The following is a 19968-nucleotide window of genomic DNA, read 5'->3' on the forward strand; positions in this document are numbered from 1 at the left end:
CCGATGTCCGATGTGGCCTCCCCGCTGCGATACTCGGCACCGGACAGGTGGGGGTCGTCGTAAGGGTGATGGCGTGCGGTTCCGGGTGCTAGGTCCGCCCGGCATCGACCGGGACGGGCGAGGCGTGCCGCTCGGCGGGCCGAAGCAGCGGGCCCTGCTGGCCCTGTTCCTGCTGCGGCCGAACCGGTTCGTCGCCGCCGACTGGCTGGTCGAGGCGCTGTGGGACGGGCGACCGCCGGCCAGCGCCCACACGACGCTGCGCACCTACATCGCCGGGCTGCGCCGGGCCGTGGAGCCCGAACGATCCCACCGCGAGCCGGCGCGCGTCCTGCGCAGCCGCCCCCGGGGGTACGAGCTGCGGGTGGACGCCGAGGCCGTCGACGCGATCCGATTCGGACACCTGGTGGACCGGGCAGCGGACACGCTCGCGGCCGGGCAGCCGGCGGCCGCCGAGCGGACGTACGCGGAGGCGCTGGCGCTGTGGCGGGGCGAGCCGCTCGCCGGCGTCGGCGAGCTGAACGCGGTGCGTCCGGAGGTCGCGCGGCTGGCCGAGCTGCGGCTCACCGCCGAGGAGGGCCGCCTGACGGCTGCCGTCGCGGCCGGCCGGCACGCGCCGCTGCTGGCGGAGCTGCGCCGCTTCGTGTCGGCGAATCCGCTGCGCGAGGGGGCCCGCGCGCAGTTGATGCTGGCGCTGCACCGGTCCGGCCGGCAGACCGAGGCGCTCGCGGCCTTCGACGAGGGCCGCCGGGTCCTCGCCGCCGAGTACGGGCTCGACCCCGGTGAGCAGATGCGGGCGGCGCACCGGCTGATCCTGGAGCAGGCCGTACCGGCGCAGCCCGGACCCCCGGCGGTGGCCGGCCGGCACGTCCTGCGGACGGCCGGGACCCGGCCGGACGCCGCCGAACCGGCAGCGGCGGGTGCGTCTCCGGACCGGCGCGCGGACCCGCTCGTGGGGCGCGGCGCCGAGCTGGCCCGGCTGCGCGAGACGCTCGACGCGGCCACCCGGCGCGGCGGTCGCGTCCTGGCCCTGGTGGGGGAGGCGGGCATCGGCAAGACCAGCCTCGCCGCCGCGCTCGGCGCCCAGGCCGCCACCGACGGCGTGCCGGTCGTCTGGGGTCGCTGTCCCGACGTCGGGCAGGCGCCGCCGTTCTGGCTGTGGAACCAGGTGGTACGCGCGCTCGCCGCGATGCCGGACGCCGGCGCCACCGGCTCGGCCAGCCGCCTGGGCGGGTTCGCCGCCGGGTCGCCCCCCGGCCCGGCGGAAGGCGGCGGCCTCGACCCCACGGCGCGGTTCCAGGTGTACGAGGCGGCGGCCGACCTGGTGCACGCGGCGTCCCGGCGGCGCGGCCTGCTGGTCGTGCTGGACGACCTGCACGCCGCCGACCCGGACTCGCTGCTGTTGCTGCGGTTCCTCTCCGCCGGCCTGTCCACGTCCCGGGCGCTCGTGGTCGCCACCCTCCGGCCGTACGACCACGACCCGGCCCTGGTCGCGACGGTCGCCGAGCTGGCCCGCGGGCGGGACTTCGGTCAGCTCCGGCTCGCCGGGCTGGACGCCTCCTCGGTCGCCGACCTCGTCCGGCACCGGACCGGGACGGCGCCGCCGGAGCCGGTGGTGGCCCGGCTCGTCACCCGTACCGGCGGGAACCCGTTCTTCCTCACCGAGCTGCTGCGGTCCCGGACCGACCCGGCGGCCGACGCGGAGCTGCCGCCGAGCATCCGCGACACGGTACGGCTGCGGCTCGGCGGGCTGCCCGAGCCCGCCCGAGGCTGCCTCGACCTGCTCAGCGTGGCCGGACACGACCTGGACCTGCAGGTGATGGCGGCCGCGCTGCACACCACCGCCCCGGCGCTCGCCGAAGCGCTCGCCCCGGCGTACACGGCCGCCCTGGTCACCGAGGCCGGGCCGGGCGCCGTCACGTTCCGCCACCCGCTCATCGCCGAGGTCACCTACGCCGAGCTGGTCCCACCGCGCCGGGCCGCGCTGCACGCCCGGCTGGCGAGCGCGTACGAGCGGACCGCCGGCGTCGCGCCGGCCGAACTGGCCCGCCACTACGGTCAGGCGATCGGCCTCGGCCATGGCGAGGACCACCTGCGGTGGTCGCTGCGCGCCGCAGACGACGCGACGCGGCGGGTCGCCTACGAGGACGCGCTCGGTCACCTCGAACGCGCCGCGCACCGGCTGGCCCCGGCCGCCCAGGTCTCGCCCGAGGCGGCGTCCACCGAACTGACCGTCCAGTTGCACCGCGCGTCGCTGTTGCAGATGACCGTCGGCGTCGGCAGCGACGCCGTCGACCTCGTCTGCGCCCGCGCCCGTGAGCTGCTGACGCTCGTCGGGCCGGACACGGACCTCCGGCACGCGCTCTGGGCGCTGGGTGAGCTGGCCGCCAACCGGGCCGAGTTCGCGATCTGCGCCGACCTCGCCGGGCGGCTGGTGCGGTCCGCGGACGACGGCAGCGGGCTGATCGCCGTGGCCGGTGAATACCTGCTCGGCGCGGTCGGCTACTTCACCGGCCGCCAGGCCGAGGGCGAGCGGCGGCTCAGCGCCGGGATCGAACGGCTGCGTACCGTCGACCGGGCGCTGCTGCGCCGCGAGGTCGGCCGGCGTCCGGTGCTGGCCTGCCACAACTTCCGGGCGCTCGTGCGGTCGATGCGCGGCGACCCGGCCGGCGCCCGGGCGGACATCGCCGACGCCGAAGCTCTCGCCGAGGAACTGGACGACCCGTACGGCCGGGCGAACGCGGCGCTCTACGCGGCCTGGCTGGCGATGCAGGAACACGACGTGGAGGCGGCCGACACCGCGGGACGGCGGTGCCGGGACATCGGCCGGGCCACCGGCCTGCCGCACATGACGGCGACCGGCGCGTACTTCCTGGAGTGGGCCGCCGCGCGCGGCGGCGACCACGGCCGGCTCGACGCGATGCGCGCCGCCGCCGACGAGTTCTACCGTCCCGGGCTGCGGTCCACCCGGACCATCACGTGCGCCGCGATGGCCGAGGCGTACCTGACCGCCGGCCGTGCGGAGACCGCGGCGACGCTGGCCACGGAAGGACTGGCGGTGGCGGACCGGTTCGGCGAGCGCGTCGTCGTCGCCGAGCTGCACCGGATCCGCGGGGCCGCGCGCCGCGACCGCGCGGAGTGGGACCTCGGCGCCCGGATCGCCGCCGACCAGGGCGCCGCGCTGCTGCTTGGACGGTTCGCGGCCTTCTGACCGGTGTGGAGGCCCGCCTCCACGCCTTCTCCACACCCTTTCCACGCCGGGCTGGTGCCCTGGTGGCGTCGGACGGCCCGAGCCGTCCGGGACCATGTTCCGAAGGGGCACCACAATGGGATCAGTTCAGCCGCCGGACCGTCAGGCGGTCCAGGAGGTCGAGGTCGCCGTCATCGGCTGCGGGCCGGTCGGCGCGCTCACCGCCAACCTGCTCGGCGCCCGCGGCGTCAGCACGCTCGTCGTGGAGCGCAGCGCGGCCCCGCACGGCCAGCCGCGGGCCTTCTCCTGCGACGACGAGGCGATGCGCATCTACCAGCAGGCCGGCCTGCTCGACGAGATCCGCGACGGCACTGTCGCGCCGCCGCTCGTCGAGTACGTCAACGGCGCCGGCCGGGTCTTCGCCCGGATGGCGCTGTCCGAGACCGACTTCGGGTACGGGCACGCGCCGCTGCGCTTCTTCGACCAGCCGCGGCTGGAACACACGCTGCGTACCGGGCTGGACCGGTTCCCGCACGTCCAGCTCTCGCTCGGCACCGAGCTGGTCGGCCTCACCCAGGACGACGACGGAGTCACCGTGCTGCTGTCCGACGTGGCCACCGGGCAGCGGCGGACGGTCCGCGCCCGGTACGTGCTCGGCTGCGACGGCGCGCGCAGCGCCACCCGCGCCGCCGTCCGGATCCCGCTGTCCGGGGCGAGCTACGCCGAGCCGTGGCTGGCGGTCTCCGGCGACGTGCCGCCCGACGCGGTACGGGTCGGGGACACCCGGTTCGTGTGCGACTGGCGGCGTCCGGCGTTTGTGTCGCCAGGCGCGGCGGGCAGCTACCGGATGGAGTTCATGCTGCGGCCGGGGGAGACCGAGGACGAGATGCGGCGGCCCGAGACCGTTGCCGCGCTCGTCTCGCCGTACGTCGACCCGGACCGGTTCACAGTCACCCGCGCTGTGGTCTACACCTTCCACCACCTCATCGCGCAGCGGTGGCGGGAGGGACGGGTGTTCCTGCTCGGCGACGCCGCCCACCAGATGCCGCCGTTCATGGGTCAGGGCCTGTGCAGCGGCCTGCGCGACGCGGCCAACCTGTCGTGGAAGCTGGCCCTGGTGCTGTCCGGGGCCGCCGACGCAGCCGTCCTGGACACGTACGAGACCGAGCGGCGCCCGCACACGGTGGAGATGGCACAGACGAGCGTCCGGCTGGGGCACGTCTTCCTGGCCCGCAACCGGTCCGCAGCCTGGATGCGGGACACCGCGCTGCGGGCGGTGCAGACGATCCCCCGGGTGCGGCGGTTCGTGGAGCGGTTCGAGTTCAAGCCGGTGCCGGCGTACCGGCGGGGCCTGATGGCCGGCGGGCGGCGTGCCGGCGTGGTCGGGACGATGTTTCCCCAGCCGCGGGTCCTCGTCCCGGGCGCGTCCGGGGAGCGGCTGCTCGACGAGGCGCTCGGCGACGGTCTCGTCGTGCTCGGTCGCGCCGGTACGGACAACCCGCTCGGAGCGTGGCGGTCGGGGCTGCCGGTGCGGTTCGTGGCGGTCCACCCGTCCGGCACGTCGCTCGCCGACCTGCCGGATCCGCTTGCCGGCCCTCCGGCGCCCGGCGGACCGGGCCGGGTCGACGTGGTGGACGCCGACGGGGTGCTCGGCGGGTGGTTGCGGCGCCATGGCGCCGACCTGGTGGTGCTGCGGCCGGACCGGTTCGTGTTCGCCCTGGTCACTGCCGGCGGGATCGAGCAGGCCGGGCGGGACCTGTCGGCCGCCCTCGGCGTGCCGCCCGACGGGCGCGACCGTCATCGTCCACTGGGAGCGCACTCCACAACACGTTGATGGTCGCCTATGGTTGGCGGTGTGGCGGACGAGGGACGGGGCGCCGCGCCCGACGGCGAGGTGGTCCAGGCCGTCCGGCAGCTCCTGCTCGGCGAGATCCGGGGCCGGAACAGCGCCGACGAGACCGGCCGGCTGCTGGGGTCGCCGGCCGAAGCTCGGCTGGCCGCCGCACACCAGATCCTCGCCGACCTGATGGACACGGCCGCGGACCATGAGTCCGTGTACGGGGTGGGCGCCTTCCTGGACGGCTGTCAGGCGGCGCTCACCCGGTTGAGAGAGGCACCGGATCCCCACGATCCGCCGGTGGTGGCGCTGCTGGCCTTCCTCTGCCTCAACGTCACGCTCCTCGACCGACGCTTTGAGCCCCCGGAGCGCGCCAAACAGGATGCCTCGGACGACTACTGCCGGGAGCTGTTCCGCAGCACGCCGGTGTCGGCGGCCATCAGGGCGCTCTACCGGCCGGGTGGGCGTCCGGGCGTGAGCCGGCCGGCCTCCGAGATCGACATGCGCAGGTGGGGGGAGATCGACTTCGACTCGCTCGCGTACCACCGGGCGGGGACCACCTCGTTCATCCTCCGGGCCACCACGCGCGAACCGGTCGACGAGTCCGGTTTGCGTCCCGCGCTGGTGCTCAAGTGCGTGCTGTTCCCGTGGAGCAAGCTGACCTCGGTGGCGCAGGCCACCGACGAGTACGCGGTGCGGTACGGCGCGCGCAACACACCCGACGTGGTCGTGCATCCCGTCGCGTCGACCGACCAGTGGGTGCTGATGCCCTACCAGGAGGGCGAGACGCTCGGCGACCACCTGGCCGCGTTCGAGAGCTCGATGCCGTCGCCCGGTGAGCGGGTGGCCAAGGCCCGTCAGGTCGGGCTCCTGCTCACCGAGGCGCTGCACCGGCTGGCGCGGGCGGAACCGGTCGACGTGAACCATCGGGAACGGCAGCACCTGGACCTGTCGCCCGGGAACATCATCCTGTCCGACGGCCGGATCCGCTTCATCGATCTCGGCGTCAACCATCTGTACAGCCGCCAGGTCGGCATCGCCGAGCACGACGACGCCGTCTACATCGCGCCCGAGGTGAAGAACCGCGGCCAGTCCGAGGTGGCCGACGTCTACTCGCTGGGGATCATCCTGATCCAGGTGATGGTGGGCAGCGCCGCGCGCGACGGACGGGTGCCGGACCGCGTCTACGCGATCAGTCCCACCATCGCGCGGTTGCTCGACGACTTCATCGAGGAGCAGCCGAAGGACCGTTTGCTGCTCCTGCCGGACCGGCCGTTCCGGTTCGACGACCTGCACCGGCTGATGGCTGTCACCTTCGACCTGGCGGCGCAGGAGTCGGAGACGAGCCGGTCGGCGTTGCGGCGCTGGGTCGCCCGGCTCGCGCCCGCCTCCCGGGAGGTCCGGACGCAGTACAGGCAGTTCCGGGTGGCCCGGGCGGCGAAGGTCACGCACGACACGTACCTGATGGGGTTCTCGCTCGTCGCGACCGCCTGCTGGTGGTTCATCTGCGCCAAGACGGCCCTGTGGAAGGTCGACGACGTGTTGACCTTCTCGGCCAAACCGCTGCCTCCGGCCGACCTCAGGGCGGCCGTGATCATCGGTTTCGGCCAGGCGCTGGTCGGGGCGAAGTACTACCAGAGCGTGCTGGCGCGGCTGACCGCGCGGCATATTCCCGGCGCCCTGGCCCGATGTACGGAGGTCGCGGTGCGGGCGATGTGCGTCGTCGCGCTGCCGACCGTGCTGCTGTCGGTGTTCTGGAAGCCCACGCTCTGGGCGTGGGGCTGTGCGGCCGGGGCCGTGGCCGTCTCGATCACGAACCTCCTGCTCCTGCTGCTCAGCCGGCGGATCCTGCGGGCCGGGGAGGCCAGCGGGCTTTCGACAGTGCCGCCCGCCGGCGACGGGGTGGCGCGGGGCTTCGAACAGTGGTGGTGGTCCATGTTGCTCTACGCGACCGTCATCTGCGTCATCGCGGCCGGTCTGCAGGCCGGCTTCCTGCACGACCGCGACGCGTACGTCTTCGGTCTGGTCGTGATCAGTGTCGGCATCCACTACGTGTCCAAGTTCGTCACCGCCGGCTACGAGGTGCGCGGGGGACTGTCCCGGGCCCTGTCGGTGGGGGAGCGGTTGTCCGTCCTGCACCGGGCCGACCCGTCGCGGGTCCGGAACTGGCCGCCGCGGCTCGTGGCGGCACGGCAGCCCGCCGACCCGGCGATCGGGTGACAACCCTCGCCGGGCCGGCGGAACTCCGCCTGCCCGCTCAGACCACGTCGGACACCCGGGTCAGGTTGGTGCGCTGCCAGTCGTGGTCGCCGAGCGAGCGGGACAGCAACTGGATGTTGCCGTTCGCGGCGGTGTAGGTGATCTGGAGGCGGCCGCCGCCCGGCCACACCGACAGCAGGCTGCGGCCCACCGGCGGCATGCCGTCGATCTGCACCCGCTCGGCCTGCCACGTGTCGCCGTCGCCGGTCAGCTCCCACAGCCCGCCGTCGAGGTCGGCGACGACCAGCAGCCAGGTGTCGGGCGCGCCGTCCGGGCCGGGCAGCCGCTGCACCGCCGACGAAACGCACTCCGGCAGGCCCAGCTCGGCGGTCAGCGAGCGGGTGTGCCAGACGCCGTCGTCGCCGACGGCGAACATCCGGACGTGCTGCTGGTGGTCGACGCCGAACACCCGGTGCCGCTCGCCGGCCCGATGTTCGCCCCACACCGGCAACATGGTCAGCGGCAGCGGATTCTCCGCCTGGGTGGCCCAGGTCAGCGACATCTGCCCCCAGCCGTTTGGGCCCTCCCACAGCATCCGCAGGTGCTCCTCGGCGTCCCGGTAGACGATCACGTCGAGGCCGGTGACGCCGTCGGCGTACGCGTAGGGGATGCCGTCGGCGGCGACCGCGCCCTCCACCGACACGTCCTGCCAGACCCAGCCCTGCCCGGGCGCCTGGGACAGCCGGATCGTCCGGCCGTCGACGGCGCTGTAGACGACCCGCTGGGTGTCACCGTTGCGGTAGGCGTGCGTGCCGTACCGCACGGCGGGCGGGCCGCCGCTGTCCTGCGTCAGGTCACCCCACCACCACTGGCCCTGGTTGTACCAGATCTGGTAGACGTGGCCGCCGTCCCCGGCGTAGACGTACGAGGGCACGCCGTCGTGGGCGAAGAACGCGGACGGGGAGTTGCCGCGGTTCATCCGGGGCGCGTCCACGTCCGCGGTGAGTCGCGTCCACGTCCACCCGTCGCCCTGGGGGTAGTGCACCACGAGGTGCCGTTCGCAGTCGGAGTAGGCGACGTGGTCCACCTCGGGCAGCACCCGGATGCCGACGCCGTCGGCGAGCGGCAGCCGCCCGTACATGGCGAGGAAGCCGTTGCGGTCGTCGGACTTGGGCACCCGGTACCAGCTCGCGTTGCGGTGCATCACGTTGCCGCTCTTGCCGTGGTTGAGCCCGAACGCGTGGCCGATCTCGTGGGTGGCGACGTGCCGGAAGTCGGGTCCGTGGAGGTCGACGTCGAAGTATCCGTGCGCGTCCCAGTTGATCTTCCGGTTGAAGATGACCGGAAGCTGGCCGCCCGCGTCCGGCCAGCCGGGAGCGGCGCCCCACTTGGTCACCGCGTACACGGTCCGGAACCACCCGGTGTCGTGGAAGACCGGGTCGTCCCCGACGGAGAAGACGATGTCGGCCTCGGCCGGGTCGAAGACCCGGGTGAACTCGAACGGCCCGTACCAGTCCTCGCCGAGCACCTCGCGCCACACGTCCAGCGACACCTCGATCAGCTCGTGCTTCAGCGCGTCGGTGAAGTCGTCCCGGCCCCACGGCATCGTCATGTCACCGAGGTGGTAGGTCAGGTTCGTGTGCCGGAAGTGCCCGCCCTGCAGGACGAAACCGGCGGCGGCCGTCCGGTCCGGGGTGCCGCAGCCGGGCGCTGTCAGGTGGGCGGCGGTGACCGCGTCGGGCCGCCCGGTCACCGGCAGCTCGTGGAACGTCTGGTACGCCCGGATCGCCGCGCCCAGCCCGGTGGCCGGGGCGAAACCCGCCTCGGTGAGCAGCGTGGCGACCGCCTCCAGGGGCAGGTCCGCGACATCCGGGCGGATCAGCGACACGGTGCCGTCCATCACGTCACCCACGTACGCGGTGCCGTCGGCGGTGACCGCCACCGCGTACGGGGCGTGCCCGGTGGTGATCGGGTCGAGCGTGCGCGGCGCGTACGGGTTGGTGGTGTCGACGAGCTGGACGCCCTTGTCGGTGGCCAGCCAGGCCCGGGACAGTCCCGGCACGGCCGCGAGGTCGCGGACGCCCGCGGCGCTCGCCACCGCGCCGAGCCGCTGGCCGGTGTCCGGGTCGTGCACGCCGAACAGCGGGTGCACCGTGCCGCCGCCGAGCGAGCCGACGTAGATCATCCCGTCGTGCGCGACAGCCACCCCGCCCGGCTGGAGGTGGGCGGGCTCGATCGGCGCCACGACGAGCGTCCCGTCCGGGCGCAGCACGGCGAGCGCGTCGTCGGCCGGGACGAGACCCTTGACGTACAGCGAGGCGTAGACGGTGCCGTCCGGGGCCACCGCGAGACGGTTCGGCGCCGACGGCAGCGGCACGGTACGCCGCTGCGTGGTGTCGGCCAGCTCGATGACGTGCAGCCGCTTGTGCGCCCAGTCGGCCGTGTACAGCAGGTCGGCCACCGGGTCCACGGCGATCGCGATCAGCCCGAAGCCGATCGGGATGTCGGTGACCGTCCCGGTGGCCAGGTCGCACCGGGAGACGCTGTAGCTCTGCACCCCGCGGTTCATCACGTACGCCTGACCGCGTCCGGGGTGCCAGGCCACCGCGCGGGGCTCGTGGCCGACCGGCATGGACGGCCGGACCGGCGCGAGGGTACGCGGGTCGAGCATGTGCAGCCGGCCGGCGCCGGACGCGGGGTAGTGGGTGACGAGCAGGACCGTGCCGGTGTCAGTGACGGCGTGCACCGAGCCGGGGTCCCCGGCCGTGCCGAGGGCGACCTGGAGCTGAGGTGGGGGTGTGGGGGCGGGTGTGGTCATGACGTCCTCCAGTGGACGTGAGTGCTTCGTGACCCACCGTAGGACTGTGCCGGTGACCTGCGGATTCTCGGTCGTTGATCCGGCAGTGCCAGGGCGCGGTGACCCTCGGCGGCGCCCGCGACGACGATCCCTTGCCGAGATCCGTTCACGAGCGTAGGAAGAACAGCACCACCCACCACCGTGATCCACCCTCCGATGTCGAAGGAGACACGCGTGCCCACCCCCAGACGGCTCCGTCTCGCCGTGTCCGCGCTGGTGACCGCATCGGCCGTGCTGCTCGGCTCCGGCGCCGCCGCGGCGCCTTCCGCGCCTCCCGCCCCGGCCGGGAACCGGTCCTGCGACCCGATCGACCCGGCGGCCTGCCTGCTGCCGTTCCCCAACGACTACTTCACCGTGCCGGATCGCAGCACCCCGACCGGCAAGCGGGTGCGGTTCGCGGCCTCGGCGATGCCGGCGAACGTGCTCGGCGTGCCGATCGACCCGGCGGAGTGGAACCGGCAGGACGGGTTCAGCCCCGGCTCGCCGATCCTGGCGCGCGTACCCGGTCTCGACGCGACGCGGACCCGGATCGCGCCGGTCACCGACGTGGGCCGCTCGCTCGCGCCGGACGCGCCGATCGTGCTGCTCGACGCCCGCACCGGCAGGCGTACGCCGTACTGGGCCGAGCTGGACGCGCACGCCGCCGGCAGCCCGGACCGGCAGGTGCTGATCATCCGGCCGGCGGTGGCGCTGACCGAGGGCGCCCGGTACGTCGTGGGCCTGCGCGGCATGCGCGACGGCGACGGCGCGCTGATCCCGGCCCCGAAGGCGTTCCGCGCGTACGTGACCGGCGCCGGCCTGGACCGGCGGGACCCGCGCGCGCCGCAGATGAAGCGGATCCTCGCCGACCTGAGCCGGGCCGGCGTCAATCGGCACAGCCTCTACCTGGCCTGGGACTTCACGGTGGCCAGCCGGCACGGCCTGACCGGGCGGATGCTGGCGGTCCGCGACAGCGCGTTCGCCGCGCTCGGCCGCCGCGCCCCCACGTTCACCGTCAACCAGGTCACCGACTACACGCCCGAGCAGGACCCGCTGATCGCCCGGCAGGTGACCGGCACCGTCGCCGTACCGTCCTATCTGACCGGCGACGGCGGTCCCGGCTCCCGGCTGCACTACGGCCCGCCCGGCGGCGACGGCACGCCGCCGACGCCGAACGCGCTGCCCACCCCGTCCGGCACGACGGTGGCCGCCGACTTCGTCTGCAACATCCCGCGCAGCGCGTCCGCCGCGAAGCCGGCCCACCTGTCGCTCTACGGCCACGGGCTGCTCGGCCGGCCGACGGAGATCAACGCCGGCAACGTCAAGACCATGTCGCAGACGTACGACTTCACCTTCTGCGCCACGAGCTGGATCGGCATGGCGGCGGCCGACGTCCCGTACGTCGCCGGGGCCTTCACCGACCTCAGCGCCTTCCCCGCGGTGGCCGACCGGTTGCAGCAGAGCTTCCTGAACTTCCTCTTCCTCGGCCGGACGATGATCCACCGCAACGGGTTCGCCGCCCACCCGGCGTTCCGGGACGCCGCCGGACGGCCGCTGATCAACCTGGCCGGCGGGCTGCACTACGACGGCAACAGCCAGGGCGGCATCAACGGCGGCGCGCTGACCGCCATCGCCCAGGACTGGACCCGCTCGGTGCTCGGCGTGCCCGCGATGAACTACTCCACGCTGCTGCAACGCAGCGTCGACTTCGCCCCGTTCCAGAACGTCATGGACGGCTACTACCCGGACAAGATCGACCAGCAGCTCATCTTCGCGCTGCTGCAGATGCTGTGGGACCGGTCCGAGGCCAACGGGTACGCCCAGCACATGACCGACCGGCCGCTGCCGCGTACCCCGGCGCACCGGGTGCTGATGCACGTGGCCTTCGCCGACCAGCAGGTTTCGACCGCGGCGGCGGAGGTGCAGGCCCGCACCATCGGCGCCCGCCTCCACACCCCGGCGCTCGCCGACGGCTGGTCGCCGGACGTGCGGCCGTTCTGGGGCATCGCGCCGATCCGCAGGTACCCGTACGCCGGCTCGGCGATGGTGGTCTGGAACAGCGGCGCGGCGTACGCGCCACCGCCGACGAACCTCGCGCCCGCCGGCCCGGAGTACGGCGAGGACTCGCACGAGTTCCCGCGCGCGCAGCCCGGCGCGCAGCGGCAGAAGGCGGTGTTCCTGCTCACCGGCAAGGTGATCGACGTCTGCCCCGGCCGGCCCTGCCCGTGACACACGCACCCGACGCGAACCTGCAAACCCTTGCCCTCGACCGGAAGTAGGCCTACGTTGCATCGATGATCCTCAGTGACGGGTCGTCCTCGGGCGTCGGTCGCGGCGCTCCGCCGCCCGAGGACCTCGCCGGCATCGCCTACCTGCGTGGCCTGTCGAGACGAGGGCTCATCACCGGCGCCGCGCTGGCCGCGTCCGGGGTGTCGGCCGCCTTCGCCCTGCTGCCCGGCTCCGCCCGCGCCGCCGGCGGCTACCAGCGGCCGTGCGGGCGTGTCCGCATCTCCAGCTCCTGGCAGGACCACCGGAACCGGACGCCGCCCTCGGCCGAGCCGGGCACCGACTACGCGGTCGGGACCGGCACCCCGGTCATGGCGGCGGCGAACGGCACGATCCGTTTCGTGAAGGCCGACACCTCCACGGCGACCGGGCGCGTCGTCGGGATGGCCCACGACGACGGCAACTACAGCCGGCACCTGCACCTGTCCGCGATCGCCGTCTCACCCGGTCAGCGTGTGTCGCGGGGCCAGACGATCGCGTACTCCGGCGCCTCGGCCAACGGCAGCGAGTACGGCGTCGGCGCGCACGTGCACACCAGCCTCTGGCTGAACACCGCCAGCCCGACGGATTTCCGCGCGACAGTCGATTTCGAGAGCTGGGCCGGAGACGTCGCCAACCCGAACCCGCCCGACCAGGAGGCAGACGACGTGTTCATCGCGAACGTGAAGGGCAACTGGTATCTCGTGGTCCCCCAGGGCACCGGCAAACCGCGGGCGGTCGTCCTCGGTGGTGACAGCAACGCCGCCGCCTCCGGCATCCCCGTCCTGAACTTCACCTGGGATCCGTCGATCAGCGCGCTCCGGGCCGCGGTCGACGGCATCGGCTGATCCGACCCGGCGTCCGACCGCGGCCCGTTCGCGTGGGCGCGGAGGTCAGCGCCGGGCCGGCTGCGACGCCACCCGGGCCACGACCGCGCCGTCCACCAGCGTGCCCGCCGCGCCGAGATAGCCGGCCGGATCGCCGATCCGGGCCAGCTCCCCGGCGGTGTAGCGGCCCCGCAGCTCCGGCGCCTCCGCCAGGACGTCGTGCAGCGTACGGTCGGTCGCGTCGGCCTCCGCGGCGGCCCGGGTCAGCACCTCCTTGATCCGGTCCCGGCCGACAGCGGGCGTGAGCCGGGCGGCGATCCGCTCGGAGGTGAGCTGGCCCCGCGTCAGCGCCAGGTTGGCCGCCATCCGCTCCGGGCGCACCACGAGCCCCCGCGTCAGCGTCACGGCCGCCTCCGCGGCGCCACCGGTGACCCGCAGGCATTCGCGCAGCAGCAGCCACTCGGCGTGCCACACGCCGGCGGACCGCTCGTCCTCGCTGACCAGCGCCTGGGTGAGCCCGGCCGCCAGTGGCGGCACCTGGAGCGCGGCGCTGCGGATGAGCGTGGCGAAGACCGGGTTCCGCTTGTGCGGCATCGCGGAGGAGGCGCCGCGCCCGCTGGCCGCCGGCTCCGCCACCTCGCCCACCTCGGTGCGCGCCAGCGAGAGCACGTCCACGGCGATCTTGCCGAGGGCGCCGGTCACGAACGCGAGCACCGCGGCGAGGTCCGCCAGCGGCGTACGCAGGGTGTGCCAGGGCAGCGTCGGCCGGCTCAGGCCGGTCTCCTCGGCGAACGCCGCCACGAGGCGGTCCACGTAGCCGGGGTCGGGCTCGGCCGCACCGTCCAGGCCCGCGTACTCCAGATAGCCGGCCAGCGTGCCGGCCGCGCCGCCGAGCGACACCGGCAGGCCCTGGTCGCGTACCCGCCACAGTCGCACCCGGGCGTCGCAGAGCAGCCGGTGCCAGCCCGCCGCCTTCAGCCCGAACGTGGTGGGGGCGGCGTGCAGGGCCAGCGTACGTCCGGCCATCGGCACGTCCCGGTGGGCCAGCGCCAGTCCGGCGAGCGCGTCGACGGCGGCGGCGAGGTGGTCGTCGATGACGGTGAGCGCCCGGTGCGAGACGGTCATCGCCGCGGTGTCCAGGATGTCCTGGCTGGTGGAGCCACGGTGGACGTACTCGGCGGAGGCCGGGTCGAGTTCGGCGACGGCCCGGGTCAGCTGGGCGACGAGCGCCACCACCGGGTTCGCGGTGTCCCGGGACGCCAACGCGACCTCCCGCAGGTCGAACAGCTCGGCCCGGGCGGTCCGGGTGATCACCGCGGCGGCCTGGGCGGGCAGCGTGCCCAGCCGCGCCTGGGCCCGGGCCAGCGCCGCCTCGGCGTCCAGCATGGCCTGCAACCAGGCCCGGTCGCCGACCACCGGCTCGATGCTCGTGCCGGCGCGCACCGGTGAGAGCAGGCCGCTGTCCACCGCCACGTCCAGGGTGTCGATCACACGATCACCCCCGGGAAGCGGGCCGGCCCGGAGGCCGCGCGGTCGGCCACCGCGTGTCCGGCCGGCGCGAGCGAGCGCACCTCGGCGGCGATCGCGTCGGCGTCGGCCAGGATCACCGAGTCGCTGCCCGGCCGGATGCCGGCCGCTGTCACCCAGTGCACCGACTCGGTGGGCACACCGAACGCGAACCGGCGGGGGTGCGGCTGATCCTGGGCGTCGACGACCCGGTAGGGACGTTCGGTCACTGCGAGTCCTCCTGTCTCGTACGTGCCGCCGTCGTAGGGGATCCGGTACGGCCGGCACTGTTCGGTGTCGAGCATGTGGCGCAGCAACGGGTCGGCGGTGCCGCGCAGGTCGGGTTCCGGCAGCCGCGCCTCGATGAGGACGCCGGCGCGCACCGGGGGACCGGGCACGGTCCGGGACGTCGCCTCGAACGCGGGTGTCTCGGTGTCGATGACGATCTGGGTGTCCGGCCCGGTCAGCTCCAGCACACCCGCCTCGATCAGCGCGATCGTCTCCTCGACGCGCCGGGCCGGCGGGCCGATGGAGAGGAAGGCGTTGAACGGGGTGAACCAGCCGGTCAGCTCGTCGCGGTACGAGTCGCCGTCGATCCCGCCGTGGTCGACCGCCAGGCGGATCTCGTTGCGCAGGTCGCGCAGGACGTCCAGCGCGGCCTTGAGCGGCCCGTCGACGTTGCCGGCTCGCGCGTGCGCCACGTCCCGGGCCAGGTGGTCCAGCAGCCAGGCCCGGAAGTCGTCCCGGTCGCGGAACTCGCGGCCGCGGTACGGGTGGGCCAGCCGGTCCCAGTCCCAGCGCCGCGCCGGCGGTATCCGGTACTCGTCGAGCAGCGCCGGCCGCCGCTCGGCCGGTGTCGCGAGGTAGCGCAGCGTGAAGGTCTCGGCCCGGTCGGCGTGCCCGGTGCGGCGCAGCAGCGTCGCGTAGTAGACGCTCTCCACCTCGGCGGCGATCAGCGGCCACACGTCGCGGCGGAACCGGATCGACTCGCCGCGGGCGCGGCGGGCGCGCAGCCGCGCCACGGCCTGCGCGGTCAGCAGCCGGGGCAGGTGCCGGCCGGTCACACCCTTCTGGTTGTCGCCCCGGGCGTGCGCCGGGATGCCCCGGCGGGAACTGGCCGACAACCTCGGTTCGGCGCCGCTCGGCCGGTACCGCAGCCGCCCGCCCTCCTCTGTGAAGCTGCCGCCCCGGCCGACGGTGAACAGGATCAGGTGGTCGAAGAACGTCAGGCCCAGCCCGCGCAGCAGCACCGGGGCGCCCGGCGGGATGTGGCTGAGGTCGACGTCGGCGGGGTTGGCCTGGGGGAGGTAGGTGAGTCCGTGGACCCGGGACAGGCTCGCCGTGCGGGCCTGCCGCGGATCCAGCCGGGCGGCGGCGTGACCCAGGGCCAGCACCACGGCGTCCAGGTGGTGCAGACGGGTGCCGTCGGCCAGCCGTACGCCCTGCGGGCCGCCCGGCACGCCCGACGTGTCGGCGCTGGCCACCGCGCGGGAGCGGTGGCACCGGATCGAGACGTGCGGCGGCGCGCGGCGCACGATCCGGCGGAAGCTGGCCCGCAGGTAGTAGCCGTAGAACGCCCGGGTCGGATAGTCGTCGGGGCCGAGCGCGCGCGCCTCGTCGAGCACGTCCCGGTCGAACGCGCCCAGCGGGCCCACCGACGCCAGGCTCCTGGCCCACTCGTACAGGCTCGGCCCGGGCTCGATCGGCCCGGCCAACTGGCAGCTCGGGTCGGTGTACACGGTGATCTGTGAGGCGACGGTGTTCGTCAGCAGCAGCCGGGACTGGTCGGTGCGCCACACCGCGCCGGCGCCGGGCGCGGCCGGATCCACCACGTGCACGGTGAGGCTGGCGCAGGCCCGCTCGTGCCGTTCCTGGGCGCAGAGCCGCTCCAGGACGGACAGCCCGCGCGGGCCCGCGCCGACGATGCAGATCCGCAGATGCCGCGGGCCTGTCATCGCACGGCCTCGCTCGGGCGCTCGCCGCGCACCCGGGCGCCGTGCATCCAGGCCACCGCCGTGTGCAACTCCTCCGGCGCCATGGCGGCGAGCGCCCGGTTGCGGGCCGTCGCCGCGTCCCCGGCGGCGTGCCAGAGCCGGATGCTGTCCCGGGAGACGGCCTGCACCGCCGCGGTCCGCTCCCGCCGTTGCGCGACGTAGCGGCGGAGCACCTCGGGCACCGGCTGCGCGCCGTCGCCGAGCAGGTCGCCGAGCACCACCGCGTCCTCCAGGGCCTGGCAGGCGCCCTGCGCGGCGTAGTGCAGCATCGGGTGCGCGGCGTCGCCGAGCAGGGCGACCCGGCCGTCGGCCCAGTCGTCGACCGGCGCCCGGTCGACGAGCACCCAGGCCCGCCACTCCTCGCTGAGGCGCAGCAGGTCGTCGACCGCGCCGAGGCGCGACATCGCGGCCCGGACCAGGGCGCCGGTGGTGGGCCGGCCGGCGAACAGCGTGGGCGCGCCGTCGGCGTGACTGGCGGCCATGTTCAGGTACGCCCCGCCGCTGATCGGGTAGTGCACGAAGTGGCAGTCCGGTCCGGCCCACCAGGTGACCGCGTCCCGGCGTACCCGGGCGGGCACCTGGGACATGGGGACGATGGCGCGGTACGCGGTGATGCCGGAGTTGCGCGGCTCGCCGTCGCCGACGAGCTGGCGGCGGATGCGGGAGTGGATGCCGTCGGCGCCGATGACCATGTCGGCGGTGATCTGTTCGCCGGAGTCCAGGTGCACGGCCGCGCCGGCGGCGCTCTGGCGGTACCCGGCCACCGAGGCGGCCGGGCGCAGCGTGATCCGGGGCAGCCGCCGAGCGGCGTCGAGCAGCCGGCGGTGCAACTCGGCGCGGTGCACCACCACGTACGGGCTGCCGAACCGGCGCTGGTATTCCTCGGTCAGCGGCATGCTGGTGACGTGGGTGCCGGCCACACCGTCCATGAACCGCAGTTCCGCCATGGCGACAGCGGTGGCCCGGACCTCCGGTCCCACGCCGAGCGCGTCCAGCGCGTACAGGCCGTTGGGGGCCAGCTGGATGCCCGCGCCCAGCTCGGTGAACTCGGGCTGGCGTTCCAGGACGGTCACGTGGTGCCCGTGCGCCGCCACCGCCAGGGCCGTGGCGAGCCCGCCGATGCCGCCCCCGGCCACGACCACCCGCACGGGCGTCCGGGTGCTCATCCGGCCGCGCTGTCCCGGTCGAGCAGCTGCTTGGCCAGCTCCAACCGTTTGATCTTGGTGGTGGCGGTCTGCGGGAGGTCCGCCAGGCGCCGCTGCACCGGACGGGCCATCGGGGGCAGCGTGGCGACCGCGCCGGCCCAGCGGTCGACGTCGATCGGCAGGTCCTCGCTGGTGCAGATCACCGGCACGGGCGGCCCGTCCGGCGCCGGCAGGATGATCACCTCGACGAGTTCGTCCAGCCGGGTGAAGAGCGTGTCCTCGACCGCCAGCGTGCTGCCGAACCCGTCGATCTCGTCGACCTCCCGGTCGAGCAGGTGCAGGCAGCCCCACCGGGTGCGGTAGCCCAGGTCGCCCATCCGCCACCACGACCCGTGGCGCTGGCCCTCGTACCGCTGCTGCTCGCCGAGGTAGGTGACGATGCGCCCGTCGGTGCGTACCTCGATGTAGCCGGGGTTGTCCCGGGTGGGCGGGCGTCCGTTGCGGCTGACCACCCGGATGTCGGTCATGCCGGGGAACGGCATGCCGACGCAGCGCCCGTCGGCGTCCTCCCGCCGGCGGCGGGTGAACGCGCGGGCCGCGACCGGGCCCACCTCGCTCTGCCCGTACAGCTGGCCGAACACCGGCTTGGGATGCGCGGAGGCGCCGAGCATCCGCCGGACCGTACGCGGGTGGATGGCGTCGAAGGTGCTGCTGAAGTAGCGCACGGTGGCCAGCGGCGCACGCGGGTCGTCGGCCAGCCGCTCCCACCGCAGGAACGAGTTCGGGTGGGTCTCCAGCACGCCCGGACGGTGGGTCAGGAACAGGTCGGTGGCCTGGTCCGGGTCGTTGTCGGCGAGCACCAGCAGCGGGAAGCCCCGCAGCATCGTGATCGCCAGCGCGGTGAACAGCCGCGAGTGCACGAACGAGACGTGGATGGCGACCGGGCAGCGGCGCCGCACCAGTGCGGCGACCGACGCCTGCGGGCGGTAGCGCGCCTGCAGCGTCCGTCCGGTGTGCACCGCCAGCTTCGGCAGCCCTGTGGTGCCGGAGGTGTGGGTGACCAGGGTGGGGTGATCGGGCGACATGAGGATCGGCGGGACGTTGGGCACGCCGGTCAGGGCACGCAGCGACGTGGCCGACGGATGCTCACCGGAGGCGAGCAGCACCCCGGCGACCGCCGGGAACACGGTGTCGGACAGTCCACGGTCGAGGGTGGCGCGGTCGGTCAGCAGGTACGGCCGGCCGACCCGGCGGATCAGGTGAACCACGGTGGTGGGGTCGAGGTGGGGGGAGAGGAGCACCGGCACGGCCCCGATCCGGGCCAGCGCGCACGCGCTCAGCGTGATGTCGAAGTTGTGCGACTTGTAGACCACCACCCGGTCGCCCGGTCGTACGCCGGCGGCGTGCAGGCGGGCGGCCAGGTCGGCGACCAGGCCGGCGACCGCGCCGACGGTGAGCCGCCGGCCGAGTTCCGGCGCCACGTCGAGGTCGTGGTCGAGGGTGATGCTGTTGTCCGGGTGCCGGGCTGCGGCCCGGTCGAAGAGTGTGCCCAGTCGGATGCCGCGATTGGCGATCGTCTGCAGCAACATGTCCGGCTCCTACCGTTCGTTCTCGATGATCGACTTGAGGCGGCGCAGCGTCTCCTGCAGATCGGCGCCGACCTTTGCGCCCCATTCGGTGACGAAGCGCCGGCGCTCGTCGTCGTCCATGTCTTGGGTGATCTTGCGAATGCCCTCGGTGGGCTGGTCCATCCGGAAGTGGTGCGTCAGCCGGCAGCCGGCGCCCTCCGGGCTCATCCGGAAGGCCCACACGCTGCTCTGGGCGCGTCCGCGGCTGTCCCGCATCGCCCAGCTGAACTCGACGCCGGGGATCGCGGTGTGCACCTGCGACTCCGTGGTCCAGACGCCACGGACGACCGGCGCCCAGGCGACGACGTCCTCGCTCCGCAGGTTGTGGCCGCGGAACACCGCCCCGGGGGCGCCGGGACGGCCGCTGATCCACTCGCCTCCGGTGCACTCGGTGCTCCACTCCCGGCACCGGGGAAGGTCGCTGACGAGCGCGTAGACCTCGTCCGGAGTGGCGTCGACGACGATTTCCGCCTGCGATTCGAACAGTGGCGTTGTGGTCTCGGTTTCGGCCATGCGGAGAATCGTCGTTATCGGCTTCCCGAAG

11 protein-coding genes are annotated in these 19968 nt (G+C 74.2%); 5 read left to right on the forward strand and 6 right to left on the reverse strand.

The features are described from left to right. Positions 1 to 73: 73 nt before the first annotated feature. The 3 genes from ACSDG8_RS28525 (at position 74) to ACSDG8_RS28535 (ending at position 7244) form a co-directional block, all read left to right on the forward strand. Entirely contained in the window at positions 74 to 3208 is a 3135-nt protein-coding gene (locus tag ACSDG8_RS28525; protein ID WP_210942395.1) for a BTAD domain-containing putative transcriptional regulator, read from the forward strand. Positions 3209 to 3323: 115 nt separating this feature from the next. Next, positions 3324 to 5021, forward strand: a complete 1698-nt coding sequence (mhpA, locus tag ACSDG8_RS28530; RefSeq protein ID WP_247688002.1) for a bifunctional 3-(3-hydroxy-phenyl)propionate/3-hydroxycinnamic acid hydroxylase MhpA — start codon at positions 3324 to 3326, stop codon at positions 5019 to 5021. A 21-nt stretch (positions 5022 to 5042) separates the two neighbouring features. Next, entirely contained in the window at positions 5043 to 7244 is a 2202-nt protein-coding gene (locus ACSDG8_RS28535; protein ID WP_210942393.1) for a protein kinase domain-containing protein, read from the forward strand. A gap of 37 nt (positions 7245 to 7281) precedes the next feature. On the opposite strand, the gene ACSDG8_RS28540 is transcribed toward ACSDG8_RS28535, so the two are convergent. After that, a complete protein-coding gene (locus ACSDG8_RS28540; RefSeq protein ID WP_210892033.1) occupies positions 7282 to 10041 on the reverse strand; it encodes a matrixin family metalloprotease in 2760 nt (919 codons plus the stop codon). A gap of 213 nt (positions 10042 to 10254) precedes the next feature. Here ACSDG8_RS28540 and ACSDG8_RS28545 point away from each other — a divergent pair, with 213 nt between their 5' ends. Next, a complete protein-coding gene (locus ACSDG8_RS28545) occupies positions 10255 to 12288 on the forward strand; it encodes a hypothetical protein (RefSeq protein ID WP_210892035.1) in 2034 nt (677 codons plus the stop codon). Positions 12289 to 12353: 65 nt separating this feature from the next. Beyond that, entirely contained in the window at positions 12354 to 13172 is an 819-nt protein-coding gene (locus ACSDG8_RS28550) for a M23 family metallopeptidase (RefSeq protein ID WP_210892037.1), read from the forward strand. Between the two features lie 45 nt (positions 13173 to 13217). Here ACSDG8_RS28550 and ACSDG8_RS28555 read toward each other — a convergent pair whose 3' ends face one another. From ACSDG8_RS28555 to ACSDG8_RS28575, 5 genes are read right to left on the reverse strand one after another with little or no spacing between them, the layout of a single operon-like run. After that, positions 13218 to 14642: a class-II fumarase/aspartase family protein gene (locus ACSDG8_RS28555; RefSeq protein WP_210892039.1), complete on the reverse strand. Its 1425-nt coding sequence runs from the start codon at positions 14640 to 14642 to the stop codon at positions 13218 to 13220. After that, the gene (locus ACSDG8_RS28560) at positions 14639 to 16612 is read right to left on the reverse strand and encodes an FAD/NAD(P)-binding protein (protein WP_210892041.1); all 1974 of its coding nucleotides are present in this window, start codon (positions 16610 to 16612) and stop codon (positions 14639 to 14641) included. The genes ACSDG8_RS28555 and ACSDG8_RS28560 overlap by 4 nt, the downstream gene beginning before the upstream one ends. Further along, complete coding sequence (locus tag ACSDG8_RS28565; protein WP_439427404.1) at positions 16609 to 17817, reverse strand: FAD-dependent monooxygenase; 1209 nt, start codon at positions 17815 to 17817, stop codon at positions 16609 to 16611. The genes ACSDG8_RS28560 and ACSDG8_RS28565 overlap by 4 nt, the downstream gene beginning before the upstream one ends. Continuing rightward, positions 17814 to 19385, reverse strand: a complete 1572-nt coding sequence (locus ACSDG8_RS28570; RefSeq protein WP_439427405.1) for a class I adenylate-forming enzyme family protein — start codon at positions 19383 to 19385, stop codon at positions 17814 to 17816. Before ACSDG8_RS28570 ends, ACSDG8_RS28565 begins: the two co-directional genes overlap by 4 nt. Before the next feature lie 9 nt (positions 19386 to 19394). Continuing rightward, positions 19395 to 19937, reverse strand: a complete 543-nt coding sequence (locus ACSDG8_RS28575; protein WP_210892047.1) for an SRPBCC family protein — start codon at positions 19935 to 19937, stop codon at positions 19395 to 19397. Between the last annotated feature and the right edge of the window lie 31 nt (positions 19938 to 19968).

It is taken from the genome of Micromonospora sp. LA-10 (assembly GCF_051853095.1).
Lineage (GTDB): Bacteria > Actinomycetota > Actinomycetes > Mycobacteriales > Micromonosporaceae > Micromonospora > Micromonospora echinospora_A.